Annotated in this window: 21 protein-coding genes; 12 read left to right on the forward strand and 9 right to left on the reverse strand. The window is 66.5% G+C overall.

The genetic code is table 11. From position 1 onward, the window contains the following. Positions 1-28 precede the first annotated feature (28 nt). The 3 genes from ArtHe_RS15140 to ArtHe_RS15150 all read left to right on the forward strand — a co-directional run bounded on the left by ArtHe_RS15140 (position 29) and on the right by ArtHe_RS15150 (position 1,724). Positions 29-865 (forward strand): alpha/beta hydrolase, encoded by an 837-nt coding sequence (locus ArtHe_RS15140; RefSeq protein ID WP_248317693.1) that lies wholly within the window; start codon positions 29-31, stop codon positions 863-865. Positions 866-1,019: 154 nt separating this feature from the next. After that, the gene (locus ArtHe_RS15145) at positions 1,020-1,454 is read left to right on the forward strand and encodes a hypothetical protein (protein WP_248317695.1); all 435 of its coding nucleotides are present in this window, start codon (positions 1,020-1,022) and stop codon (positions 1,452-1,454) included. 48 nt (positions 1,455-1,502) lie between these two features. Continuing rightward, entirely contained in the window at positions 1,503-1,724 is a 222-nt protein-coding gene (locus tag ArtHe_RS15150) for a PLD nuclease N-terminal domain-containing protein (RefSeq protein ID WP_066300590.1), read from the forward strand. Here ArtHe_RS15150 and ArtHe_RS15155 read toward each other — a convergent pair. Both ArtHe_RS15155 and ArtHe_RS15160 read right to left on the reverse strand, forming a co-directional pair. Next, a complete protein-coding gene (locus ArtHe_RS15155) occupies positions 1,721-2,959 on the reverse strand; it encodes an Ig-like domain-containing protein (RefSeq protein WP_248317696.1) in 1,239 nt (412 codons plus the stop codon). The two genes, ArtHe_RS15150 and ArtHe_RS15155, sit on opposite strands and share 4 nt — an antisense overlap. Before the next feature lie 89 nt (positions 2,960-3,048). Next, complete coding sequence (locus ArtHe_RS15160) at positions 3,049-4,530, reverse strand: SDR family oxidoreductase (protein ID WP_248317697.1); 1,482 nt, start codon at positions 4,528-4,530, stop codon at positions 3,049-3,051. 132 nt (positions 4,531-4,662) lie between these two features. Here ArtHe_RS15160 and ArtHe_RS15165 point away from each other — a divergent pair, with 132 nt between their 5' ends. The 3 genes from ArtHe_RS15165 to ArtHe_RS15175 all read left to right on the forward strand — a co-directional run bounded on the left by ArtHe_RS15165 (position 4,663) and on the right by ArtHe_RS15175 (position 10,351). Beyond that, positions 4,663-7,281, forward strand: coding sequence for an ATP-dependent DNA ligase (locus ArtHe_RS15165; protein ID WP_248317698.1), 2,619 nt, complete (start codon positions 4,663-4,665; stop codon positions 7,279-7,281). 52 nt (positions 7,282-7,333) lie between these two features. Further along, positions 7,334-9,823, forward strand: coding sequence for a phosphoketolase family protein (locus ArtHe_RS15170; RefSeq protein WP_248317699.1), 2,490 nt, complete (start codon positions 7,334-7,336; stop codon positions 9,821-9,823). Positions 9,824-9,886: 63 nt separating this feature from the next. Continuing rightward, positions 9,887-10,351 (forward strand): SRPBCC family protein, encoded by a 465-nt coding sequence (locus ArtHe_RS15175; protein ID WP_248317700.1) that lies wholly within the window; start codon positions 9,887-9,889, stop codon positions 10,349-10,351. A gap of 80 nt (positions 10,352-10,431) precedes the next feature. On the opposite strand, the gene ArtHe_RS15180 is transcribed toward ArtHe_RS15175, so the two are convergent. Further along, positions 10,432-11,430: an SDR family NAD(P)-dependent oxidoreductase gene (locus ArtHe_RS15180; protein WP_248317701.1), complete on the reverse strand. Its 999-nt coding sequence runs from the start codon at positions 11,428-11,430 to the stop codon at positions 10,432-10,434. 161 nt (positions 11,431-11,591) lie between these two features. Between ArtHe_RS15180 and ArtHe_RS15185 the strand changes: the two genes are divergently transcribed. After that, positions 11,592-12,611, forward strand: coding sequence for a LacI family DNA-binding transcriptional regulator (locus ArtHe_RS15185; RefSeq protein ID WP_248317702.1), 1,020 nt, complete (start codon positions 11,592-11,594; stop codon positions 12,609-12,611). Positions 12,612-12,662: 51 nt separating this feature from the next. Here the strand turns inward: ArtHe_RS15185 and ArtHe_RS15190 are convergent, their stop codons facing one another. Beyond that, the gene (locus ArtHe_RS15190; RefSeq protein ID WP_248319821.1) at positions 12,663-13,763 is read right to left on the reverse strand and encodes a RelA/SpoT domain-containing protein; all 1,101 of its coding nucleotides are present in this window, start codon (positions 13,761-13,763) and stop codon (positions 12,663-12,665) included. Between the two features lie 222 nt (positions 13,764-13,985). Between ArtHe_RS15190 and ArtHe_RS15195 the strand changes: the two genes are divergently transcribed. From ArtHe_RS15195 to ArtHe_RS15205, 3 genes are all read left to right on the forward strand, one after another. Then, a complete protein-coding gene (locus ArtHe_RS15195; RefSeq protein ID WP_248317703.1) occupies positions 13,986-14,777 on the forward strand; it encodes an alpha/beta hydrolase in 792 nt (263 codons plus the stop codon). A 32-nt stretch (positions 14,778-14,809) separates the two neighbouring features. Beyond that, positions 14,810-15,724 (forward strand): carbohydrate kinase, encoded by a 915-nt coding sequence (locus ArtHe_RS15200; RefSeq protein WP_248317704.1) that lies wholly within the window; start codon positions 14,810-14,812, stop codon positions 15,722-15,724. Between the two features lie 87 nt (positions 15,725-15,811). Next, on the forward strand, positions 15,812-16,615 hold the full coding sequence (locus tag ArtHe_RS15205; RefSeq protein ID WP_248317705.1) for an HAD family hydrolase: 804 nt from the start codon (positions 15,812-15,814) through the stop codon (positions 16,613-16,615). Here ArtHe_RS15205 and ArtHe_RS15210 read toward each other — a convergent pair. The 4 genes from ArtHe_RS15210 to ArtHe_RS15225 are packed head-to-tail and all read right to left on the reverse strand — an operon-like array spanning position 16,612 to position 21,221. Beyond that, positions 16,612-17,379 (reverse strand): phosphatase PAP2 family protein, encoded by a 768-nt coding sequence (locus ArtHe_RS15210; protein ID WP_248317706.1) that lies wholly within the window; start codon positions 17,377-17,379, stop codon positions 16,612-16,614. The genes ArtHe_RS15205 and ArtHe_RS15210 overlap by 4 nt on opposite strands. Further along, on the reverse strand, positions 17,376-18,185 hold the full coding sequence (locus ArtHe_RS15215) for an alpha/beta hydrolase-fold protein (protein ID WP_248317707.1): 810 nt from the start codon (positions 18,183-18,185) through the stop codon (positions 17,376-17,378). Before ArtHe_RS15215 ends, ArtHe_RS15210 begins: the two co-directional genes overlap by 4 nt. After that, positions 18,110-18,667, reverse strand: a complete 558-nt coding sequence (locus tag ArtHe_RS15220) for a hypothetical protein (RefSeq protein WP_248317708.1) — start codon at positions 18,665-18,667, stop codon at positions 18,110-18,112. Before ArtHe_RS15220 ends, ArtHe_RS15215 begins: the two co-directional genes overlap by 76 nt. A gap of 13 nt (positions 18,668-18,680) precedes the next feature. Further along, positions 18,681-21,221: a phosphatidylglycerol lysyltransferase domain-containing protein gene (locus ArtHe_RS15225; protein WP_248317709.1), complete on the reverse strand. Its 2,541-nt coding sequence runs from the start codon at positions 21,219-21,221 to the stop codon at positions 18,681-18,683. Positions 21,222-21,351: 130 nt separating this feature from the next. Between ArtHe_RS15225 and ArtHe_RS15230 the strand changes: the two genes are divergently transcribed. Next, a complete protein-coding gene (locus tag ArtHe_RS15230) occupies positions 21,352-22,167 on the forward strand; it encodes a glycerophosphodiester phosphodiesterase family protein (RefSeq protein WP_248317710.1) in 816 nt (271 codons plus the stop codon). Positions 22,168-22,236: 69 nt separating this feature from the next. Beyond that, the gene (locus ArtHe_RS15235) at positions 22,237-23,346 is read left to right on the forward strand and encodes a glycerate kinase (protein WP_248317711.1); all 1,110 of its coding nucleotides are present in this window, start codon (positions 22,237-22,239) and stop codon (positions 23,344-23,346) included. 37 nt (positions 23,347-23,383) lie between these two features. Here ArtHe_RS15235 and ArtHe_RS15240 read toward each other — a convergent pair whose 3' ends face one another. Next, complete coding sequence (locus ArtHe_RS15240) at positions 23,384-24,484, reverse strand: hypothetical protein (protein ID WP_248317712.1); 1,101 nt, start codon at positions 24,482-24,484, stop codon at positions 23,384-23,386. Positions 24,485-24,574: the final 90 nt, after the last annotated feature.

Consider the following 24,574-nt stretch of genomic DNA (forward strand, 5'->3'; position numbering starts at 1 on the left):
CGCCGCCGTCGAGGACAGGAGTAACACCATGGGCCACATCAGTGTTGGCAGCGAGAACAGCACCTCCATCGACCTTTACTACGAGGACCACGGTGCCGGACAGCCCGTGGTCCTGATCCACGGCTATCCGCTCGACGGGGCGTCCTGGGAAAAGCAGACGGCGGCGCTGCTGGAGGCCGGCTACCGGGTTATCACCTATGACCGGCGCGGCTTCGGGAAGTCCTCCAAGCCGGCCGCCGGCTACGACTACGACACCTTCGCCGCCGACCTGGATACCGTCCTGACCACCTTGGAGCTTCAGGACGTCGTCCTGGCCGGCTTCTCCATGGGCACGGGTGAGGTAGGGCGGTACCTGGGGACCTACGGTTCGGCACGGATCGCCAAAGCCGTCTTCCTGGGTTCGCTGGAACCGTACCTGCTGCAGGCGGATGACAACCCCACGGGCGTTCCGCAGGAGGTGTTTGACGGCCTGCTGGCGGCGGTGACCGCGGACCGGTACGCGTTCTTCACCGAATTCTTCAAGAATTTCTACAACGCCGATGACCTGCTGGGCACCCCGCGGCTGAGTCAGGACGTCATCAATGCCGGCTGGAACCTGGCGGTTTCGGCGAGTCCGGTGGCCGCGGCCGCAGCGCAGCCGACCTGGCTGACCGACTTCCGGCAGGATATTCCGAAGATCGATGTTCCGGCCCTGATCGTGCACGGCACGGCAGATAACATCCTTCCCATCGATGCGACCGGCCGGCAGTTCGCCAAGGCCCTGCCGTCCGCCGAATATGTGGAAATCGAGGGAGCCCCGCACGGCCTGCTGTGGACCCACGCTGCCGAGGTCAACGAAGCCCTGCTGGCTTTCCTGGCCAAGTAGGGCGCCGCTGCTCCGGCCTGGCTGGGAGAGGATCGGTTACAGTTTGCTGCATCAATGGGGGAGGGCAGGGACGGACGACGGCGGGTGGCAGGAAGGTTCTGCCGCCCGCCGCCTCGACCGCCCAGGTCCGCACAAATGAGGGGATGGCCGCGCCATGACCAGCAAACAAAGTGACTTCGATCCACGGTATGACGAGGCCTACCAGCGCGGTGGCGGTGACGGGGTTTTCCGGGACGCCGTCGATGAGGCGCCGCAGGTGGTGGAAATCAGTGATGCACCTCAGCACCAGCCGGGAGCCACACCGCAGGCCGGGGCGGACCTGGAGCTTCGGCAGCACAAATACCGGATGGTGGTCTGGGTGCTGGCGGGTGGCTTATTGTTCCTGGGCTTGTTCGGTTTTTTCGCGGACCTGATCTTCCCGCCCGAACCTTCCTACCTGCAGCCCAACAGCTACGGCTACGTGACTGAACCCTGGAGCCAAAGACTGCGCTATGCGGCCCCAAGCCTGATTAACCTGGGAGTCCTCACCGCCGTTGTGCAGCTGGTCCTCGAACAGGTGCAGGCTTTCAAGCTTCGCACCGGCCGGTGATCAGCCGCCCTGACTTAACCGCCCACCGAACTGCAACAAGGAGAACCCATGAGTAAGAAAAAGTCCTTCCAGGACCTCAGTGCAGAGCAGAAGAAGGGCCTGGGCATACTCTCCGCCGTCCAGTTCCTGCTGGCCGGTGCCGCCCTGGTGGATATCTGGCGCCGGCCCCGCAGCGAGATCCGCGGTTCGCGGGCCGCGTGGAGCGCTGCCTGCGCCGTGAACTTCGTGGGCCCGATCTCCTACTTCGTGTTCGGGCGCCGCCGGGATTAACCCTTGGGCTGGGTGGAATACTCAGTCCAGGGGACATTCCAGTCGCCGTAGCCGTCCCATACCGCTGCGGGGCCAATGCCTGTGTTCAGCACCTGCACCAGGTCACCGGGCTCAAAGGTGTCGTAGAAGTACTTCGCGCCCTCGGGAGACATACCGACGCAGCCGTGGGAGACATTGATGACGCCCAATGCGCCCAATGCGCCCGGCAGTGCCTGGTGGACGAACACGCCGCTGTTGGTCAGCCGGCTGGCCCAGGACGCGTCGAACGGCTCGTAGTAGTCCGGGTCGCCGGGTTTCAGGCCAATACTCTCGGCCCGGAAGGGCAGCGTGGCGTGCTGGCTCATCACCACCTGATAGCCGCTGGGTGAGGGCCACTGTTCGTCGCCGAGGGTTACCGGGAAGGTGCGGGTGAGCTGCCCGTCAATGAAGACCTGCATGGTCTTGGTCACGTTATCGACGACGGCGACCCTGCTGTTATGCACCGAGAAGGTCCGCGTCTCGTTGAAGTTGCCAATCATCGAGTTGCCGAAGTCCACACCGAACAGTGCCATGTCCACGGTGACGGTGGAGTTCGGTTCCCAGAACGTCTCCGGGCGGTAGCGGACCTTATTGTCCGTAATCCAGTAGAACGCTCCGGCCTGACCACTTGAGCTGGTGATGGTGATGGCCTCTTCGACCGCGGTCTTGTTGGTCACCGGTTCGCTGAAGTTGATTTCGATGGGATGCCCGACGCCGACCACTGACTTGTCCAGCGGTCCCATGAAGGCGTTCGCCTCATGCGGCGCGGTCACCGTATGGAACGTCTGCGAAGAGGTGGTGGTTTTGCCGTTTGCGTCAGCCAGGGTGAACTCGAAGGTGTACTCCGTGTCGAACTTCAGGGGTTCGGACGCCGTCCATTCGGTCTTCCCGCCCGCCAGATCGCCGCTGACCTCTGCGCCTCCGCCCAGTGGTGCCAGGCTCACGGAATCGATGGTCCCATGCTCCACCTTGAGCGCAGGAACCGTGATGGGGTTGACCTCCACCGACTGGTCAGCGGGTTCGGCCGTGAACTCGACGGGAACGGCCGGGGCTGCAGATTCGCTGGGAGAGGAGGACGGGCCAGGTGTCTGTGCAGAGGAGCTTCCGCCGTCGAAAGCGCCGCTGGCAACGGCCACACCCACTGCGCCGCCGACCACCAGTACTGCTGCCGCTGCGGCCAGTGCTATCCACCGCTTACGGTTGCTCTTTTCCTGCACTATTGTTCCCCTACGTTCTTGTCTGGCTGAAGTTATCCTACGTTAGCCAGACATCCTGACCGTGCGCCGATACGCAAGCGGCCCGTTCCTTACTCCTGCTCCGCCAGCCGGGCCGCCTGACGGGTGATGTTTTTGGCCATGGACGGGAAGATCAGCCCGTGGAAGGGATAGATCAGCCACCAGTACAACCGGCCCAGCAGCCCGCGCGGAAAGTAGATGGCGCGCTGGCTGTAGACGCTCCCGTCGCCGTCGGGATCCACCCGCAGTTCCAGCCAGGCCTTGCCTGGGACCCGCATCTCCGCGCGCAGGCGCAGCAGGGTTCCGCGTTCGAGCAGTTCCACGCGCCACCAGTCCACAACGTCGCCGGTCAGCAGGGTTGCCGGGTTGCGGCGTCCGCGCGTCAGCCCCGCACCGCCAACCGTTTTATCCAGCACGCCGCGGATGGCCCAGGCCATGGGCAGCGAGTACCAGCCGTTCTTGCCGCCGATGCCCTCGATCACCTGCCACACGTGCGCCGGGTCAACTGCGGAACGCCGCCGCCGCTGGTCCACGTAAACGGTCTGCCCTGCCCAGTCCGGGTCCGAAGGCAGTGGTTCCGAGGCCAGGTCAGCAGCGGAAGAGGCACTGGCCCAGGTGGTCTCCACCTCACCACGGGCCTCCTTCCCCAGGGCGCGGGTGACGGCGTCGCGGTAGCTGGTGAGACCGCCTTCCGGCGCGGGGATGTACTCGTCGATGTCCCATTCCTTGGCCACCGCATCATGCTGCAGTGATTCCACCAGGGGCCGGGACATGGACAGCGGAATCGGTGTCACCAGCGCCACCCACAATCCGGCCAGCTTGGGGGCGGGAAGAGGCAGCGCATAGATCCGGCGCCGGGGAAGACCCGCCACTTCGGCGTAGCCGTTCATGATGTCCGCGTACTCCAGCACCTCCCGGTCTCCGATGTCGAAGGTGCGGTTCATTCCATCGGGGAGATCGACGGCACGGGTCAGATAATGCAGGACGTCCCGGACGGCGATGGGTTCGATCCGGCGGCGCACCCAGCTGGGGGCCGGCATGACCGGGAGGGTCTCGGTCAGGTGCCGGATCATCTCGAAGGAGGCGGAACCGGAACCAATGACGACTCCGGCTTGGAAAACGACTGCCGGTACCGCGCCGTCCAGCAGGATTTTCCCCACGGCGGTCCGTGAGGCCATGTGCGGTGAAAGCTCACCCGTATCCGGATGCAGGCCGCCCAGATAAACGATGCGTTTCACACCGGCCCGTTCAGCCGCCGCCGCAACGTTGTGGGCGATTGCTTCCTCCTGGGCAGCGAACCCCTTGCCCGAGGCCATGGAATGAACCAGGAAGTACACCGTGTCCACGTCCGCGAAGGCCGACTCCACCGATCCGGGGTCGGTCAGGTCCCCCTTCACGATCTCGACGTCGTTATGCCAGGGCACATCGTTGAGTTTCTCCGGGGACCGGACCAGTACCCGTACTTTATGGCCGTCCGCCAGCAGCAGGGGCACCAGCCGCCCGCCAATGTAGCCGGTGGCGCCGGTAACCAGGACCCGCTGCGCATCAGTCATTTTCCCAACATACACACCGTGGCGCGGGGTGCGGGCCTGCTGCCGGTGCAGTCGGGAAAACCACTGCAACATTTTGTAAGCATGCTGATGTCTACTGGCATTTGGGTCCCAATCCCGGTAAGACTAGGGGGCATGGCGAGAACGGGAACGGGCCCGCAGCAGCGGGAAACGGTCAATGTGGACGGGCACCGCCTGCGCCTAACCTCGCTGGACAAGGTGCTCTACCCGGAAACCGGGACCACCAAAGCTGACGTGCTGTCCTACTACGCTGCCATCGCAGACGAACTGATCCCGTATGCCCGGGACCGGCCGGCGACCCGCAAGCGCTGGGTCAACGGCGTCGGGACCCCGGAGAAGCCCGGAGAGGTGTTCTTCCAGAAGAACATCGACGATTCCGCGCCCAGCTGGGTGAAACGGTACTCGATTGAACATAAGGACCACGCCACCGTTTACCCGCTGGTCAACGACCTGGCGACGCTCACCTGGCTGGCGCAGCTGGCCGCTTTGGAAATCCACGTTCCGCAGTGGCAGTTTGGTCCGCGCGGGGTCAGGCAGAATCCGGACCGGCTGGTGCTGGACCTTGATCCCGGGGAAGGGACTTCGCTGGCCGAGTGCGCCGAGGTCGCCCGGCTGGCCCGCGGCATCCTGACAGATATGGGCTTGGATGCCCGGCCGGTCACCAGCGGTTCCAAGGGCATCCATCTCTATGCCGCGCTGGACCGCAGGCAGACCTCCGAAGACGTCAGCGCCGTCGCCCATGAACTGGCGCGGGCGCTGGAAGCCGACCACCCCGATCTGGTGGTCAGCGATATGAAGAAGACACTGCGCAAAGGCAAGGTCCTGGTGGACTGGAGCCAGAACAATGCAAACAAAACCACCATCTGCCCGTACTCGCTGCGCGGACGGTTCCACCCCACGGTTGCCGCGCCCCGCACCTGGGCGGAGCTGGAGGACCCGGAGCTGGGTCAGCTGACCTACGAGCAGGTCCTGGACCGGATCGAGGACGTCGGCGATCCGCTCGGGGGAATGCGCGGCGGGGAAGCGGACGCGGCTGCCCTTCCTGCGGAAGATGGCGGTCCGCAGGACAAGCTGCACAAGTACCGCAGCATGCGGGACGCGGCGAAGACACCCGAGCCCGTGCCGCATGAGCAGGTGGCCGTGGAAGGTTATGGCAACAGCTTTGTTATCCAGGAGCATCACGCCCGGCGCCTGCACTGGGACTTCCGGCTGGAGCGGGACGGTGTGCTGGTTTCCTGGGCAGTGCCTAAGGGTCCGCCCACCACACCGAGCAAGAATCATCTGGCGGTGCAGACCGAGGACCACCCGCTGGACTACGGCGGTTTCGAGGGCACCATCCCCAAGGGCGAATACGGTGCAGGGGAAGTCATAATTTGGGACCACGGAACCTACGAAGCGGAGAAATGGCGTCCGGGCAAGGAAGTGATCGCCATCGTGCATGGCCAGCCCGACGGCGGACTGGCCCGGGACGGTTCGGCGGACCGGCGCTTCGCCTTCATCCACACCGGCGGTGAGGACGGAAAGAACAACTGGCTGCTCCACCTGATGAAGGACCAGCGGCCCGGGCCCGCGGAGGACGCCGGCGAGCCGGAGGACAGCTCCTCCCACGGCGGTAGGACGCCGGAGTCTTCGGACGAAAATCCGGTGCAGACGGTATCCGCCGCAGCGACATCCCGTCCCGGTCCCCTGCCCCTGCCGGACGCTGCTGCGGTGAAGACGGACATCCGGGAGTCCGGAATGCCCGCGGTGAAGCCGATGCTTGCCACGCTGGGTACCCGGGCGGACGTTAACGACGACGCCGAATGGGCGTTCGAAATGAAGTGGGACGGGGTGCGAGCCATCGCCGAAGTCACTCCGGAAGGAACCCGCCTGATCAGCCGGAACGGAAACGACATGACCACCGCCTATCCGGAGCTGCAGGAGCTGGGGGACCGGCTGAACGGAGAGCGGGCGGTGCTCGACGGCGAAATTGTGGCCTTGAACAAGGCCGGCCGGCCCGACTTCGGGCTGCTCCAGCCCCGGATGAACCTGTCCCGCGCCAAGGACGCTGAGGCGGCTGCTGCCAAAACACCGGTGCAGTTTATGGCCTTCGACCTGCTGTGGCTGGATGGGAACTCCCTGGCGGACCTCACCTACGAGCAGCGACGGGAAATCCTGGAACAGGCAGTGGAAACCGCCGATGCACACGGCCATATCCAGGTGCCGCCCGCGCTGGACCTCTCCATGGACGAGGCAGTGGCTGCCAGCAAGGAACTGGGGCTGGAGGGTGTGGTGGCCAAGCGGCGGGCTTCGGATTATTCCTCCGGCCAGCGCTCACGGAGCTGGATCAAACTCAAGAATCAGCTCACCCAGGAAGTGGTGGTGGTCGGCTGGCGTCCCGGGCAGGGCAACCGGGCGAACAAGGTTGGCTCCCTGCTGGTCGCGGTCCCGGAAGGAACCGATCTCAAATACATCGGCCGGGTGGGGTCGGGGCTCAGCGAACGGGACCTGGCCGCCGTCGGCGCCCGGCTGAAAAAGCTTGGGCGCAAAACCCCGCCGCTGGACGATGTGCCCCGTGCCGATGCCTCCGACGCCCGCTGGGTGCGCCCGGTCCTGGTCGGAGAGGTGACCTACGCGGAGCGCACCGGAACCGGCAAGCTCCGCCACCCGGTCTGGCGCGGGCTGCGGCCGGACAAGCGGCCCTCCGACGTAGTGGCTGAAGTGCCGGAAACCGCAGCTGCGAAAGATTCCTAGGCCGAAGTTTCAAGAACCGTCCACACGTCCGCAACGGGAGGAAACGCACACGATGACCGAAACCGGAACACCCCAGACCCGGCTGCCCGGGACCGCAGTGCCGCCGGAACCCGAACTGGACGGCGTTGATGCGTGGTGGCGGGCCGCCAACTACCTTTCCGCAGGGCAGATCTACCTGCGGGACAATCCGCTGCTGCGCCGCCCGCTGGAACCCGCTGACGTTAAGGCCCGGCTGCTGGGCCACTGGGGAACCACGCCTGGCCTGAATTTCATCTACGCCCATCTGAACCGGCTGATCAACGAATCCGGGCAGCAGTTCCTGTTCATCACCGGACCCGGCCATGGCGGACCGGCGAACGTTGCCAATGCCTGGCTGGAGGGCACCTACTCCGAGATCTACAGCCATGTGGGACTGGATGAAGAGGGCATGCGCACACTCTTCAAGCAGTTCTCCTACCCCGGCGGAGTCCCCAGCCATGCCGCTCCGGAAACTCCGGGATCCATCCACGAAGGCGGGGAACTCGGCTACTCGCTGTCCCACGCCTACGGCGCCGTCTTCGACAATCCGGACCTCATCGCCGCCACCGTCATAGGGGACGGCGAGGCGGAAACCGGACCGCTCGCCGCCAGCTGGCACTCGAACAGCTTCCTGGACCCTGCCGCGGATGGCGCCGTGCTGCCGATCCTGCACCTGAACGGCTACAAAATCGCCAATCCCACGGTCCTGGCGCGGATGCCCGAAGCCCAGCTGCTCAAGCTGCTGGAGGGCTACGGTTTCCACCCCCACGTGGTCACCGTGGAGGATCCCGCGGCGGTGATGGCCGCACATGAGGACTTCGCAGCCGCGCTGAGCACCTGCCTTGCCGAGATCCGGGCGATCCAGGAGCCGTACCGGGCCGGCGCCAAAACGGCTTCGCCGGCGGACGGGCAGACTGTTTCACCGCAGGCCGCCGGTACCCAGGAACATGCCCCGCGCTGGCCCATGATCGTTTTCCGCTCGCCCAAGGGCTGGACCGGGCCGCAGACCGTGGACGGCAAACAGGTCGAAGGAACCTGGCGGGCCCACCAGGTCCCGCTCTCCGAAGTCCACGACAATCCCGGGCACCTGGCCCAGCTTGAAGAGTGGCTGCAGTCCTACCGGCCGGAGGAACTGTTCGACGGCGCCGGCCGGCTTCGCGAAGCAATCGCCGCGCTCGCGCCGGCGGGTGATGCGCGGATGAGCGCGACCCCGTATGCCAATGGCGGGCACCTGCTGCGGGACCTGCGGCTGCCGGACTACGCCGACTTTGCGGTGGGGACTGCCCAGCCCGGCAGCGAACGGGTCAGCCCCATGCTCAACCTGGGCCGCTACCTCGCCGAGATCATCCGGCTGAACCCGGAGAACTTCCGCATCTTTGGTCCGGATGAGACGGCGTCGAACCGGCTGCAGGAGGTCTATTCCGTGACGGACAAGGTCTGGCAGCAGCGGATCGAAGCTGTTGACGAACACCTGGCCCGCAGCGGCCGGGTCCTCGAGGTCCTCAGTGAACACCTCTGCGAAGGCTGGCTGGAGGGCTACCTGCTCACCGGCCGGCACGGGGTGTTCAACTGCTACGAGGCCTTCGTCCACATTGTCGACTCCATGTTCAACCAGCACGCCAAATGGCTGAAGGTCAGCCGCGAGCTGCCCTGGCGCCAGCCGATCGCCTCGCTGAACTACCTGCTCTCCAGCCATGTCTGGCAGCAGGACCATAACGGCTTCTCGCACCAGGACCCCGGCTTCATCGACCACGTGGTGAACAAAAAGGCGGACGTGATCCGGGTGTACCTGCCGCCGGACGCCAACACCCTGCTGGCCGTTACCCAGCACATCCTGGGCACCCGGAACCGGGTGAATGTGGTGATCTCCGGTAAGCAGCCGGCCCCGGTCTGGCTGGACCCCGAGGAAGCGAAGCTGCACATCAAACGCGGTATTGGGGTGTGGGACTTCGCTGGCAGCGAGGATGGCGGGCCGGGCGCGAAGCCGGATCCCGACGTCGTGCTGGGCTGTGCAGGCGATGTGCCCACCCTGGAGACCGTGGCCGCCGCAGCACTGCTCAAGGAGCGGCTGCCCGAGCTGCGGATCCGCGTGGTCAACGTGGTGGACCTGATGCGGCTGCAGGACTCCGCCGAGCATCCGCACGGGCTCTCAGACCGCGACTTCGATACTCTGTTCACCAAGGACCGGCCGGTCATTTTCGCCTATCACGGGTATCCCTGGCTGATCCACCGCCTGACCTACCGGCGTGCCAACCACGGCAACCTGCACGTGCGCGGCTACAAGGAAGAGGGCACCACCACCACGCCGTTCGACATGGCCATGCTGAACCAGATCGACCGGTTCCAGCTGGCCATCGACGTGCTGGACCGGGTACCGTCGCTCGGATCCACGCAGGCCGGATTCCGGCAGTGGCTGCAGGATGAGCGGGAGCGCTGCCGCCAGTACACCCGTGACGAGGGCCAGGACCCGCCCTTTATCAGCGGCTGGAACCTCGAAGAGGCGCAGCGGTCAACCACCGATTAGATTTCCCGTGCCGGGCAACCGCCCGAGCCGGGATGGCATGATCCGTCTACACGAAGGAGAAATATGTCCACCGAGCAGTCAACCATTTCCGTTTCCCGCGTCATCGACGCAGCGGCAGGGGACCTTTTCCACCTGCTGTCCAACCCCGAACGGCACCACGAGCTCGACGGCGCCGGCATGGTGGTCTCGGATGAGAAGACCGACCGCATCGCCAAGGTGGGCGATGTCTTCACGATGAACATGAACAACCAGAAAATGGGCGACTACAAGACGGACAACCACGTCACCGGGTTTGACCACAACAAGCTCCTGGCTTGGCAGACTGCCGTTGCCGGCACCGAGCCGGCGGGCTGGGAGTGGGTGTGGGAGCTGACCTCACTGGGCCCGGATTCCACCGAAGTGACCCTCACCTACGACTGGAGCAAGGTCACCGATAAGGAGACCTTGAAGAAGGTGTCCTTCCCGATGGTCAGCAAGGATGAGCTGGAGGAGTCGCTGAACAAGCTGGCGGCTGCTGTCGCCGGCTAAACGAGCAATGTTCGACGGCAGTACGACGGCGGCCGGTTCCCTTCACTGCGAAGGGAACCGGCCGCCGTCGTTATGGGTCTTTAGACCGCGGACCAACCACCGTCGGAAGGCAGGATCGCGCCGTTGATGTTCACGGCATCGTCGCTGAGCAGGAAGGTGATCGACGCCGCGAGTTCCTCGGCGGAAGCGATGCTCGGGATGTTCACCCGGGCCGGGCCGAGGCGGGCTTCACCGTACTCGGAGGTCTTTCCCTGCATCGGAATGCCGGTGGCAACGCCGCCGGGAGCAACAGCATTGATACGTATGCCTTCGTTGGCATACATAAACGCGGTGCTGCGGGTGATGCCCACAACGGCGTGCTTGGAGGCGGTGTAGGCCACACCCGAGGCGGAGCCGCGAAGGCCGGCCTCGGAGGTGACGTTGACGATCGAGCCGCGGCCGGCCTCCAGCATCGACGGCAGCACGGCGCGGGTCAGGCGGACCAGGCCGTCGACATTCACTGCGAACACGCGCTGCCACATGGCATCGGAGACCTCGTGCAGCGGACTGAAATCGTCGTTGATGCCGGCCACGTTGGCCAGGGCGTCGATGGAGCCGCCGGCAGCGGAGATGATCCGGTCAACGGCAGCCAGGTCGGTGAGGTCCGCGGCGACGGGAACAACTGCTTCTCCCAGTTCGCCGGCGAGTTCCTTGATGCGGTCTTCGGCAATATCCACCGCAACCACGCGGCCGCCTTCGCGGACGATGCGGGCGGCGGTGGCCCGCCCGATGCCGGAGCCGGCGCCGGTCACGATGACGGTGCGCCCTTCGAAACGGCCTTCGACGGTGGGCAGGACGGTTTCTTCGAGCTCCGGCATCACTCCACCATTGGCCTGCCGAACCAGTCCATCCACTGCGGCCTGCGGCATCTGTCCCTGGCTGAGGTCAACCAGCTGCTGGAGCTTCAGGCTCCGGGCGGGGCCGAGCGAGGCTTCGTCGCTGCCGCTCTGTGCAAGGAAACCGCGAAGGATGGGGCCGCCCTCCGGATGGGTAAGCCACTCTTCTATGGTGTTCTGTGCTGTCAGGGGTTTGTTTGCCACCGTGAACGTTCCTTTCATGAAGGGCAGCCGTTGGATGCGCGGCCGTCTGATGAACGTTACTTACACGTGTAAGTAACGTGTGTCTAAAGTGTATCGTCAGGAGGGTAAAAGAGCACGGCCGGGCAGGTCCAAGAGAGGCCCAGTGTAGATAAGGGAATCCATTGCACCGCAAGGTCACATCGCACGACGTCGCACGAGCCGCGGGGGTCTCGCGGGCCACCGTCAGCTACGTGCTGAACGGCCGCTCAGCCCAGAGCATTTCGCCAGCCACCCGGCAGCGGGTGCTGAAAGCGGCCGAGGACCTTGGGTATACCCCTTCTGCAGCCGCCCGCACCCTTCGCCGCGGACGCAGCGACCTGGTGCTGATGCTGCTGCCTCCAGAGCCCTTGGGGCGGGCGCTGGCAATGGTGCTCGACGCCGCCAGCGATTGGGTGGAACGGCAGGGGCTGCGCTTGATCGCGCACCGGCTGCCCTCCCGGGGCGGTGCCGTGGACCTGGTGCGTTCAATGGCGCCGGCCGCGCTGATCCTCACCACCCCGCTCGGTGACGCCGAGCTGGAAGCATTGCGGGCCACCGGAATTCCGGTCGCAACGATGCAGGGCCAGCTGGCGGATCCGAATGCCCCCGATCTCGGGATCGGCGGTCTGCAGATCACGCATCTGGCATCCGCCGGGCATCGGCGGATCGGGGTGGCCGTGCCGGCGGATCCCAGTTATGGATGGCGCGTTGAGGTCAGGCTGGCGGCCATCCGGGAGGCGTGCGGCCGGCTCGGCCTTCCGCACCCCACGGTTGAGCCGATGAGCCTGTCCCCGGAGAGCGCGGCGCCAATCATCGAGCGCTGGCGGCGGGGCCCGGATCCGGTGACTGCTGCCTGCGGCTTCGACGACGAATATGCTTTCGCCCTGCTGGCGGGACTGGCGGCGCACGGCCTGTCCGCCCCCGCGGACCTGGCCGTCATCGGAGCCGAGGACATCCCGCTGGCAGGCCTCGCTGTCCCGCCGCTCACCACGGTGCGCGTGGATGCCCGGCGGCTGGGGGAGCGCTTCGCTCAGCTCGCAACAGCCCCCCTGGCGGGCGGCGCGGCCGGCCAGGCAGAGGAAGCGCAGCCTCCGGTCGGAAAAACCGCGGCCGCGGACCAGATGCTGCCTCCAGCGACTCTCGTCAGGCGCGGCTCAGCCTAGGATCCTCCCGGGGCAGCGCCTCAAACCGCCGCAGAATCCCGAAAGTCAGCTCTACCGCGCTCGGTAGAGCTGCATCTGCCGGTACCGCCTGCCCAGCGACTCGCGCCGCGGTTTGACCGGGGCGTCCTCCGGTTCGGCGGTCAGGTCGATGTGCGCCTTGCCGAACCGCCAGAGCAGAAGGTCATCCAGCAGACGGTCCGGTCCCGGGGAGTAGCGGTGGTCCAGCGCTTCGCGGACCTGGGTGATGGCGTCCGCCTGCAGCAGGCCGGCCAGGTCCATAGTGGTCTTCAGCCCGTGGGCGGCCAGCAGCTCGGCCGCCCAGCCCCAATCGTCGCCGGCTTTGCGGTTGACGTGGGGCAGGAGCGTCATCCAGACGTCGCGGATCCGGTTAGGCGTCAGGGGTGCACTGCCTTCCCCCTCCTCGTCCCAGAAACCGGTGACCGTTTCATACCGCTCGTGGAGTTCAGCGAACTCGTTCTCCACCGTTTCCAGCATGGCGGCCGTGGCGATGAACTGCCGGTCAAAGTACGGGCTCCAGGCCCGCGGATCCCCGGCCTTGAACCGGATGTCATGTTCGATTTCCGACCATGCGTGTGCCAGTACGGTGCGGATCTGCACTTCGAAGAGGTAACTGCCGTTGGGCTTCTGTGTGGGTTCCAGCAGCCGGTGGAACTCCCGCACTGTCTCATTCTGGATGGTGCGCAGGATCAGGTGCCGGCTGGAATAGCCGTAGGTCCCGGATTCGATCGAACCGATGTCCTTCTCCCGGTCCCCCCGGCAGTCGAACTCGGCACGCTGCCGCTTGATCAGGTTCGCGGCCTCATCGACCTCGTGCGGCAGGGTCATGATGACCCGGACACCCACCAGGTCCGTCAGATTACGCAGCGGATCAGGGAAGAGCAGGGTCGGAACTTCGGTGGGGTCTTCGGCAGGAAGGGTCCGGGACGCCTTATCCCGGAAGGACTCCACGGTTTTGGTCCGGGAAGCAATGAACAGCGGCTTGACCGGGCTGTCCGTGAAGACGGCCCGCAGGCTGGCTTCCATCTCCGCCGTCACGGATTCCAGTGCCGGGCGGACCCGGGCGTACTCATCCGTACTGGCCTGGACTATCGGCCGCAGCCGGTCATCCAGGGTGTCCCACGCGCTCACGATTATCCTCTCGCCGTTTCTGCCAGCCTAGGCCACGCCGGTGACGGAGCAGGGCTGGCCCCGCCCAGTGCGGATAGGCTCCTCTCCAGATTAGGACGACGGCGGCCCAGGCGGCGCGCCTGCCCGGCACCCGCTGCTGGGCCGGGGCAGGGGCGGGGGCGGGGGCAGGGGTGGGACAGGGCCGGGACAGGCCGCGGGTCAGGTGCCATGGACAGGGGGGACAGCATGCCGGAACGGTTTGACTATGGGGAACACCCCGATCAGTTCGGGGAGCTGACCCTGCCGGCCGGGCAGCCTCTCCGGGGAACCGTGGTGATCATCCACGGCGGGTACTGGCGCTCCGGGTACACCCTGGACCTCGGTCGTCCCGCAGCAGCGGACCTCGCCGCCCGCGGCTGGGCCGCGGTCAACCTCGAGTACCGCAGGGCAGGAAAAGGCGGCGGCTGGCCGGAAACCTTCCAGGACATTGCGGCCGGGATCGAGAAGCTGGCGGACCTGCCGGCCCTCCTGGATGCAAGCGGAGCCGTCCCGGCTCCGGTCATCGCCCTGGGCCACTCCGCCGGCGGCCACCTCGCGGTCTGGGCCGCCGGAACCCGCAGCACAGGAAATCACAGCACAGGAGGCCGCAGCGCGGGCATCCGCGTGCCCCTGGCCGCCGTCGTCAGCCAATCCGGGCTGCTGGACCTGCGCCGGGCCCAGGACCTGGGTTTGAGCTCCGGCGCGGTCAGCAGCTTCCTCGGTGCCGCCCCGGAGGAGGATCCGGAGCGTTACCGGCTGGCCGATCCCAAGCTGCAGGTCCCGGCGGGTGCCCCGGTTTTCGTCCTGCACGGTGACCGGGACACGACGGTGCCGCTGGAACTGTCAGAGTCCTACGCCGCGGCGGCGGTGGCCGCAGGCGGATCCGCGGAACTGCGCCTGGTTCCCGGCGACCACTACGCCATGATCACCCCCGGGACACCGGCGTGGAACGGCGTGCTCCAGGGGCTGGCCGACGCCGCCAAAGCCGCAGCCGGGTAGCGCCGCCCCCGTTCGGTCGGTAGGTTGAGGGCGTGCTCACAGTCATCGGCGAAGCCCTGGTCGACGAAGTCCTCAGCGATACCGCGCCCCGCAGATCCCATCCCGGCGGCAGCCCCATGAATGTTGCCGTGGGTGTGGCGCGGCTGGGACGCCCGGTCCAGTTCGTAGGCAGGTTCGGCCGGGATGCCTATGGGCTGCTGATCGCGGAGCACCTCAAGGCGAACTCCGTCCTGAACGCGTTTCCCGCCGATGACCGGCCGACCAGCGTCGCAACCGCCACCCTTGATCCGGCCGGTGGCGCGCGGTACACCTTCGATCTGGAGTGGACGCTTCCCGGACTGGCCGACGCACTGCCCCGGCTGCTGGAGGGCACCACGCTGCTGCACACCGGATCCATCGCCACTATGCTTTCCCCCGGCTCCGATGAGGTCCTGACCGCCGTCGAGCGGGCGCACCCCCAGGCCACCATCACCTATGACCCGAACTGCCGCCCCACGATCATCACCGACGCGTCCTACGCACGGGACCAGGCGGAGAAGTTCGTCCCCCTGGCCGACGTCGTCAAAGCCTCCGACGAAGACCTTGCCTGGCTCTACCCGGACGAGCCGGTGGAGTCATCGGCGCGGCGGTGGCTGAGGATGGGCCCGGGAATCGTGGTTGTGACCCGCGGATCCCGGGGCCCCTGGGGCGTCGCTGCCGCCGGGGCGTGCGAGGTTCCCGCCGTCACCGTGAGCGTCGCTGACACCGTAGGTGCGGGGGATTCCTTTATGTCGGCACTGCTGGCCGGGCTGATGGACCGGGACTTCGACGGCGCGGCGCGCCGGCCGGAACTGCGGAAGATCGGCGTCGCGGACCTCGAAGCAATCCTTACCTACGCCGCCCGGGCCGCTGCCATCACGGTCTCGCGCCCGGGGGCCGACCCGCCCTACCGTTCCGAACTGCTTTAGCAAATCGGCGGTCCGGCCTGGACACCAGCGCGCCCGAAGCATAACCACGCCGGCCGGGCTAGTCTGGAAGCCGACGGAAGGGCGGGCATGCGGCTGGTGGCAAGTGACCTGGACGGGACCATTGTGGGGCCGGACAACAGGATCAGTGACCGGACGGTCAACGCGTTCCAGAAATGCGTGGACGCCGGAGTCGAAGTCGTTTTCGTCACGGGCCGTCCGCCGCGCTGGCTGAATCCGCTGCGGGAACAGATGGGTCACACCGGCACAGTCATCTGCTCCAACGGAGCCATCCTCTACGACCTGGAAGCGGGCGAAATCACCTGGGCCCGTTCGCTGGAACTGGACGGAATGTTCGAGGCCGCAGGCATCATCCGCAGCCTGTATCCCGCGGTCCGCTTCGCCGCGGAGACGGTGGAGGGGTTCCATCTGGAGCCCGGGTTCCTGGAATCCACGGGCGCTGACCTGTTGGGTGAAGTGACCCCGGCACCGCTGAGAACCTCCCTGGGTACCGATGCGCGCGTGGTGAAGTTCCTTGCCCGGGTTGACGACGTCCACCCTGACGAGTTCCTGGGGGCGGTCCAGCCGGCGGTCGCCCACCTGGTTTCCACCACTCACTCGGCACCGTCGGTTCCGCTGCTGGAAATGTCCGCTTCCGGGCTCGACAAGGTGGTGACCCTCGCCGAATACGCCGGGTCGCTGGGCATCAAGCCCGCCGATGTGGTGGCTTTCGGCGATATGCCCAATGACCTGCGGATGCTGGGCTGGGCGGGGCGCGGTTATGCCATGGCCTCCGGACACCCGCAGGTGCGGGCCGCAGCGTCCGCCATCGCGCCGCCCTTTGCCGAAGACGGTGTGGCACGGGTCCTGGAGGACCTTCTCCGGGAGCTCTAGGTTCTGTCCCCTTTACCCGCCGGCGAGTCCGCTGCGGATCCTGCATCTCCGGCGTTCCGCCGGTGCAGCAGCTGGTGGACGGTGATAATGATGGCCAGCCACGCCAGGCCCAGAGTCCACGCGACCAGCACGTCCGTGAGCCAGTGATGGCCCAGGTAGACCCGGCTCAAACCCACCGCCGCGATAAAGAGCGTGGCGCCGGTAATCACCGCGGTCCTCGCCCGGGGCGAGGGAAGATAGAGGACCAGAAGGTAGGCCAGGGTCCCGATGACCGCCAGGGTGTTTAGGGAATGGCCGCTCGGAAACGACGCAGAGTATTCGTAGGGCGGGACGGCGTCTTCCAGGGATGGCCGGTGCCGGCCCACAATCGACTTTCCCACCACGGTGATCAGCAGGGACCCGGCGGCGGCCGTGGCCACCAGGACCAGGGGTGTCCAGGTGCGTTTCCACCAGCACAGCGCCACCACAGCCGCGCCGGCGATCAACGGCAGCCCCACTGTGCCGCCCAGGTTGGTCAGCCAGGTGACGGCGGTATCCACCGCGGGGCTGCGGGCTGCCATGGCGGCTTCCAGCACCGGCTGGTCCAGGCCGGCCACGCCGTCCTCTTCCGCGACGGCCTCGTAAACGCCTGCGGCGGCAAGGGCCAGGAGCAGGGCCGGTACCAGGCCGGCCACGAGGGTGAGCACCAGTACGGCGTGCCGGCCCAGCACTCCTGTGGCAGCCGCCAGGAGACGCTGGAGCTGGTTGCGGACGGCCTCGATCATTGTCCAAGTATGCCAAGACGCCCGCCCAGCCAGTCGAGGTTGTTGACCAGCCCCGCCTTCCAGACCGCCCAGGAGTGCCCGCCGTCGAGTTCCTGGAACTGGACGTCCATCCCGGCGGCTTTGGCGGCGTCGTACACCTGCTGGCCCTGGGGAGCGTAAACGGAATCGTCCCTGCCCACCACCACAATTCCCGCGCTGTCCGGGAAGCTCTGGACCTTCAGCTTGTCCAGCGCATTTTGTGCCGTGAATGCTGCGCTGTCCCCGCCGAAATAGGTGTCCACCAGTGCGCCACGTCCGCCGGGAACCGTTGGTTCGCTCTCTCCGGCGATGTCCAGGAACGTTGGATAAACCTCCGGGAAGTTCACCGCCAGCTGCACCGAGCAGGTCCCGCCGTAGGAGTAGCCGGCCACCGCCCACTGGCTGGCATCCGTGAGGCCCGATGCCAGGTTCGCTTTGACCCAGGCAGGAAGGTCAACAGCCAGGTAGGTCGCCGATTGGCCCGCCGCGGAGTCCAGACACAGCGGCCAGTTGGCAGCCCCTGCTGCCGAAAGATCCGGAACGACGACGACGGGCGCCAGTCCGTTGTGGGCCGCGGCGAAATCATCCATCACCTGCGCCAGCTGCCCCGCGGTGAACCAGTCGGAGGGAGAACCCGGCTGGCCATGGAGCAGGACCAGGACGGGAAGGTTCTCCGCAGGCGGGGAAGCCAGGTATGCCGGTGGAAGGTAGATCAGCGCAGGGTTCGAGCGATAGCCGGACCCTGACTCCGGAATGTTTGCCGAGTAGACGCTGCCTTCCGCCGGCATCCCGGGTGGTGGCTGCCACGAAGATTCAGTGGCCGGGGGCGGCGCGGGATCGGGGGTGTGCGGGTGGGGAGCGGAGCGCTTGTGCCGGGCCGCTCCAGGAGCGAGGCAATGGTTGGGTACTGGCCGTAGGCCACGTTTACGCCGGTGAACAGGGCCAGGAGGACCAGGAATGCTGCGAGCACCGGCAGGACCCGCGCCGCAAAGCCCTGGGCGGTGAGGAACCGGCGCACCGCGAGGAACTCGGCGAATATGGCCAGAAAGGCATATACGTAGAGGTAACGCGGCAGGGAAGCGTTCCACCACAGGAAAACGAGCTCAGCGAGGACGAACAGCAGGAGGGTGAAAGCAGCTGCGCTCAGCGCAGCCAGCGGAATCACCCTGGAAAAGTGCCGCCCGCGCCCCCAGCAGAGCCAGGCCACCGAGAGCGCACCCAGCAACAGTGCGGCCACCGGAAAAACCCCGGTAGTCAGCGGGATATTCATCGAGGGCAGCCCTTCACCGCGGAGTACCGACGATCCGGCGGGCAAGGCTCAACCCCTGGCCCACGGAGACGCGGGGGAGATAGGCGCGGCTGAGGGCATTTCCAATGGCCGGCAGGGACGCTGCGTCCGGGTAGGCCATGTAAAGCGGGACGTAGTGCGGCTGGAACTTCGCCTTGAACGCCAGCAGTGACCGAAAGCCGTATACCGGTTCCAGGGCAGCGCCGAGCCGGTCCAGCAGCCAGTCCAGCGCGGGAGGGTTCTCCTCGTCCCCTGCACTGTCCCGGGCCCGTGCCAGCGGCACGCCGGAGAGGCTGAGGAACCGATAGCCCTCCTCCTGCAGGGACAGGGCGGCCGAGGCGATCAGGAAATCCATTGCTGCCGGGAACCCGCGGCTGCGCCGCCGCATAAAGTCCAGGGTCCAGCCACGGATTTCTCCGTCCCGGTAAACGGGCAGCCACGACGTGACACCGTGGACGGTCCGGTCTTCGTCGACGGCGACGAGCAGGCGAACGTTGGGATCCTCCATTTCCTCCAATCCGCCCAGGGTGAAGCCCATCTCCGGCATGTGCTTGTCCGCCACCCACTCCTCGGAAATAACGTGCAGCTGGTCAATCACGGACAGCGGAGCCGTGGCATAGGTTGTCCATTCGGCCCGGACCCCGGACTTCTCCGCTCGGTTCAGGGCTGTCCGCAGGTCCTGGAATTTCTTCCCTTTGAAGGCCAGTGACCCGAGCTCCAGGACTGTTTCTTCAGCGACCTGGAGGCTGGCAAATCCCAGCGAGGATGTGATCTCCTCCGTCCCTGCACCCACCGAGTAGAAGCAGGGGGTGGTGCCCTGCTCACTGCAGAACGCAGTAAAGCCATCAATGACCTCCCGGCGTTCAGCTTCCGGACCCACCGGATCGCCTACGGTCAGCGCCACGCCAAAGCCCTCCCGGTAGGCGATGTAGGAGTTTCCCGTGGGGGCGAACCAGTAGGAGTTCCCGGTCCACAACGTCATCCACGACAGTGTGCTCCCGCCTTGACTGGTCAGCAGCGCCCGGGCGCGGTCCACATCCTCAGGGTGTCTCTCCGGCGCCGGAAGGAGGAAGGACCGGATGAGCAGGACGCAGGTGAGCGCCCAGAACACCACGCCAACTCCCTCGTACAGGATGGCTGCCGGAAGGGTCCGGGGAAGCAGGACCGGAGAATGGTTCCGCAGTTCCAGAAGAGGCAGGAATCGTTGGGGCAGATCAGCCAGCAGGGCCCGGGCCGTCGCCTCCGGAGTAAAACCGGTGCGGACCAGATACCCGCCGGCAACGTAGCAAGCGGCGAGCACCGCTGCGGAAACAACAACGATGGCCGTGAGCCGTCGGTAGGTCCCGGGTGGTGCGGAAACGGTAAACAGCTTCCCGGTGGCGGCCAGCAGGATCATGACCGCAACCGGCACCAGCATTGGCAGCAGCAAGGCCAGTGGTTGTTCCACGGCACCAAACTCGTACCGTTCCCCGGCAGGATTTCCCGTCAGATAGCGGTAGATCCGGAAACCCGCCGCCAGCGTCAGGCCAGCCTGCAGGATCAGGGCGGCCAGCCAGGCGAAGCGGCGGCCCCGGCGCAGCCCGTCCGAGAAAACCACCAGCAGGACCTGCGGGAGAGTGGCCAGGAAGAACCCTGCGGGTCCGGCACGCAGCTCGAAGCGCGCAGCACTGCATTCCGTACGGCGCGCGGCATCGGCACACAGGTCAGCGAGATCCTGGGGGCTGGTTGTCTCCACATAGGTGAAGAGGTAACGAAGCACCGACAGCGGACCCACGGCGTGGGAGCTCAAGGCAGCGAGGACAGGGCCCACGGCGGAAGCCAGCACCGCCAGGGCCACCAGCACACGGGCCTCCCGGCGGGTGGAAGCAATTCTGCGCAGCATCCGGGGCCGGCGGCCGAACAGCAGCGGGCCGCAGAATCCGCCCGCCAGGGCGGCGCCCAGTGCCATCACGTCCTGGAAGGAACCCGAATACAGGGCCAGCAGAATCAGCACAGTGAAGAGGAACAGGCGGAGGCGTCGGCGCCAGAGGGTTTCCAGCCCGGCGCTGGCTGCTGCGGCAGCCCCGCACAGGAACGCCACCGGGCCCACAAACGACTCGGCTGTCAGCTCCCGCCCCCAGTCGCCAAAGAAAAACCCTGAGACGGCAGCGAAGCCGGTGGCGAACAGGGCACCTGCCACCTGGGTTCCGGCAGCCGCCGCGAGAAACCGCCGGCTCCCGAGGATTTCCTCCGCGGCCAGCCCCATCACCAGAGCAAGGATCGTCCCGCTGATGTACCCGGACAGGCCGTTCGCCCACAGGGCGGAGAGCAGAAGGGAGGGCCAGTATTCCGGCAGGGACTCGGAGGATACGCTGACCCAGTCCAGCAACGGTTCTTCCGGGCCGGAGGCGATGGTCGAAGTCAGGAGGCCGAGCACCCAGAACAAAACCACGAAACCCAGCGTCACCGGTGCCCGGCGCAGGCTTCCGCGCAGCGCGTCGGCAAACCACCGGATCAGCCGCTGGACCCGGTGCCGGGCGGGGACTCCACTATGCATTCGGCCACCTCCATGGCTGCGGTGCCGCAGGGCTCCGCAGCCCGTACCGGTGCGGCCATTGTAGTGACGGTCCCGGCACAGCGGACCTACCGGCCGTCCCGGCGCGGTGTCTGAGGATAAAGTACACCGTGTGAACCTTGCCCTGCCGTACTCACTGCCGTATTACGTCCCACCAGCGGCCGGGGCCGTGCCCGGTCCGCTTGGCCTGTCCCACCGTGGTTTCTCTCCGGAAGGCCTGGAAAACACCATGGTGGCTTTCGAAGCCGCCGCAGAGTTGGGATTCGGGTACCTGGAGACGGACGTGCGGACCACCAGCGACGGTGTCCTGATGGCCTTCCATGATGAGACGCTGGACCGGGTGACCAACGCCCGGGGGCCACTGTCCGCCAGGAGCCTGCGGGAACTGAGGGAGGTCCGGGTGGGAGGAACTGAATCCGTTCCCACGTTTGAGGAACTGTTGGTCCGCTGGCCCCGGATGCGCCTGAACGTGGACCTCAAGGACACCGCCGGAGCAGAGGCACTCGCCGCGCTGATCGAAAAGCACCAGGCGCATGACCGGGTCCTGGTTACGTCTTTCTCCGACCGCCGCCGGCTGCAGTGCCTGCGCCGGCTGACCCGGCCGGCTGCCAGTTCCGCCGGTTCCGCTGCCATGGCGCTGATGCTGCTGCTGTCCCCCTTTGGGCTGGGCCGGATCGTGGCGCGGGTGGGCAGGTTCCAGTGCGTGCAGGTGCCGCTGCGCTTCCGCGGGCTTCCCGTGGTGACTCCGGGCTTCCTGCGCCGCTGCCATCGGGCGGGAGTCCAGGTGCACGTCTGGACCGTCAATGACCGGGAACTGATGATGGGCCTGCTGGACCTCGGCGTCGACGGGCTGGTCTCAGACCGTGCCGATGAGCTGGCGGCGGTCCTTTCCTCCCGGGGTGTTTGGCCGCAGGGCGCAGGGGACTGACGCCCCCGGCGTCCGCTGTCCTGGCTGTCCTGGCTGTGCCGGCTGGGAGGCGGCTGGCAGGATGGAACCATGCGCGTCCTTATAGCCCCGGATAAGTTCAAAGGCAGCTTGTCCGCCGAAGAAGCGGCAACTGCCATGGCCCAGGGCGTGCTCGCCGTATATCCGGACGCCGAGGTCACCCGGCTGCCTGTCGCCGACGGCGGCGAGGGAACCCTGGAAGCGGCGCTGGCCGCCGGCGCGGTGGAACGAACCAGCAGCGTCCGCGGTCCGATGGGCCGCGAAATCACGGCTGTGTGGGCCTTGGACGGTTCGACGGCGGTCATCGAGACGGCTCGCTCGTCGGGCCTGATGCTGGTTGAGCCCACGGTGCAGACGTCCCTGGCCGCCTCAAGTTACGGCAGCGGCCAGCTCATCCAGGCGGCCCTTGACGCGGGCGCCCGGGAGATCATCCTCGGCATCGGCGGGTCCGCGATGTCAGACGGCGGTGCCGGCGCCCTCCAGGCGCTGGGCCTGAAGATCCTGGCGGCGGACGGCAGCCAGGTTCCGCTCGGAGGCGCCGGCCTAGCCCTAGCGGCCGCCGTTGACGGTTCCGGCCTGGACCCGCGGCTGAAAGATGTCAGTATCCGGATCGCCGCAGACGTCACCAATCCGCTGACCGGAGCCGACGGTGCCGCTCATGTTTTCGGCGGACAGAAGGGCGCGGACAACTCGGCCCGGCTGCTGCTGGATGAGGCGCTGGCCAACTGGGCCCGGCTGCTGAAGGAGGCCACCGGCATCGACGTCGACATTCCCGGTGCCGGCGCGGCCGGGGGATTTCCGGCTGCTTTCCTGGCCTTCACCAACGCCACGCTCGAACCCGGGTTCGGCCTCATCGCGGATCTGGTGGGGCTGGTCCCCGCCCTCGCCGGAGCGGACCTGGTCCTGACCGGCGAGGGGTCGCTGGATGAGCAGTCGCGCTTCGGCAAGGCCCCATTGGAAGTCGCCCGGCTGGCGGCGGGCGCCGGGATTCCTGTGGTGCTCATTGCCGGCCGGATCACCCTGGATCCCAGGGTTCTGGCAGAGTACGGCGTGGAGGCCGCCGTGAGCCTGCTGGACCTGGCGCCGAGCCCCGAAGAAGCGATGGCCCGGGCTGAGTATTACGTCGCCCGGGCTACCCGTGCGGCCCTTGAAGGGGCCTGAAGTCCCCGGACGGAGCCCCGGCTGATTCCAGACCCGGCTAAAGATCCGAACAGCGGATGCGGGTGGTCCACTTATTCGGGGCTTGTGGGATCTCGACGCTGGCCAAATCCGGATCCGTAGCGCATGCCTCCCGGGCTGCCTGAATTCCGGGGGCCCATTCAGGGCCGGAGCCGCGCGCATCATCGATGGGAAAGTAATACACGGACTGCAGAATCAAGAACGCACCTGCCACCCCGCCCCGAAACTGCCGGCTGTCCATAAGAGCGGCCCAGCGGCCCCGGGACCCAGCCTCCGCGGCCTTCCGCGGGATCAGGAGGGGCAGCAGCGCCAACAGGAACATTGAGGGGACAACGCTGTAGCGGCTGATGTAGAAGACCATCCAGTCTTCAGCGGAGACAAAGTCTGAATACCGGAAATAGGGTGCGGGGTTAATCACCACTGCCGCGGTCCAGGTTGCCGCAGACGCAAGGAACCAGATACCGCCGGCCAGGCGTTGCCGGCGGCTGCCAAAGAACCCCACCAGGAGGGCGGCGAAGGCAAATGGGATGGCGCTGACGAGAATCGGCGCTGCACCGAAGGCGTGAATGTGATTGATGATCACCGAACTGGCACCGTAGAAAACTGCGCCGGTTGAGTTCAGGAAGTATCCGTTGAAGACGGACAGGAAGTCCATGTCCACTTCCATTCCCGGCGCCCGGGGATACACCCACATATTGAACACCTGGCACCCTGCACCGATGACAAAGCCCGTCTTGGCCCACCACAGTCCCTTGTTTCCGGGGCGGAGGAATACCAGGGGAAGGAAGAGCACTGACTGGATTTCGCTCAGGCTGATAACGAGGGCGGAGACCCCCAGGACCAGTCCTCCGCCAATCCCGGCGGGGGTCTTCATCAGGACCCACGGAGTGAGCCACAACAGGTACCAGTGCAGGTTGGCAGCGTTGCCCACCGTTTCCAGCCCGCCGGGAGCAACGAGTACGGGAATCGATGCCCAGCACAGCCTGGCGGCCAGGTTGGCCGTGAGCTCAGAGGAGCAGTAGAAAGTGGCCGCTGCGATCAGGCCCAGGACGATGCTGCACGCAATCGAGATGGCTGCTGGATAGACCCCAAGGTCGAAGACCGAAGCGACCAGCGCCACGAGGCAGCGTGGCAGGAAGTGCAGATACCCGGCATAGGGGTTGAGCAGGCCGGGCCCCTGGGTGAGGTACTCCTGGAGAAAAAGTGCCCC

It is taken from the genome of Arthrobacter sp. Helios (assembly GCF_023167125.1).
GTDB lineage: Bacteria > Actinomycetota > Actinomycetes > Actinomycetales > Micrococcaceae > Arthrobacter_B > Arthrobacter_B luteolus.